The 911-nt window shown below is 43.7% G+C and carries 2 protein-coding genes; one reads left to right on the top strand and one right to left on the bottom strand.

Annotated features, from left to right (window positions below; all coding sequences use genetic code 11):
- A partial coding sequence (locus tag A3766_RS32520) for a septal ring lytic transglycosylase RlpA family protein (protein WP_197479719.1) occupies positions 1-481 on the top strand: 481 nt, incomplete at its 5' end.
- Here the strand turns inward: A3766_RS32520 and A3766_RS24475 are convergent.
- Entirely contained in the window at positions 450-632 is a 183-nt protein-coding gene (locus tag A3766_RS24475) for a hypothetical protein (RefSeq protein ID WP_068507906.1), read from the bottom strand. The genes A3766_RS32520 and A3766_RS24475 overlap by 32 nt on opposite strands.
- Positions 633-911: the final 279 nt, after the last annotated feature.

Genomic DNA, 911 nt, shown 5'->3' with positions numbered 1-911 from the left:
TGCCTATTTGAAGGTGACAAATCTCGAAAATCAAAGGTCGGTTGTGGTTAGAGTTAATGACCGTGGGCCATTTCATGAAGGTAGAATATTAGATCTATCTTATGCCGCAGCCAAGAAGCTGGATTACCACAACAAAGGAACTGCCAGGCTTTTACTAGAATCAATCGTTGTACCAAAACCAACAGTGAGTGGTGAGGAGGCTTCGGGGGTAAAAGAAAGCAAAGACCGCTTAGCCTATTTTGTTCAAGTGGCGGCGCTATCTAATCAGGCTTCGGCTAATAACCTTCTCCAGCGTCTACAGAGAATGGGCTTGGCTCACTCTGCGTTTGTAGGGAAGGCTGAAGGGGCTAATATCTATCGTGTCAGAGTTGGACCAGTTGATGACATGAGCGCTGCAGAAAAGTTAAAGGCTCATTTATCCGACAGTGAGGTTGGTGCACCTGTTGTGATTAGTCGTCCTGTGTTGGCTCCGGGCTCTTAGGTATATGGGCTTCTTTCTCAGGCTTCATGTTTTCAGCTTGTGAAAAATCGAAGCCGCAATCTCCGTCTAGCTGTTCAGGGTCGTAGCGAATTCCACAGCCTGCTTTAACTGTTTGTGCGCTGTCAACAGAGCCGTTTTTGAGTTCCTTCATTTCGTTTATACCTCTTCTTGTTCGTTAGAAGTCTGTATTAGCTGAAGCGTTAATTTTAATACAGATTGGCTTATTGGTCTTCGCTTATGGATGAATCGATTGCTGAATTCGGTTAGACTTGCTTTCTTCAATATATGTCACTTCGTTCATATAAATCAAAATCGGGTTTTTAATGATGTTCAGATCACTAGGTAAGGTGTTACCACTTTATTCTTTGTTGTTACTTCTCGGATTCCATGTTGCCGACGCATTTGCTAAGCCAGCTCTTATTCCTTCTCC

It is taken from the genome of Oleiphilus sp. HI0132 (assembly GCF_001635845.1).
This window is presented reverse-complemented; position numbering and strand designations above follow the sequence as displayed.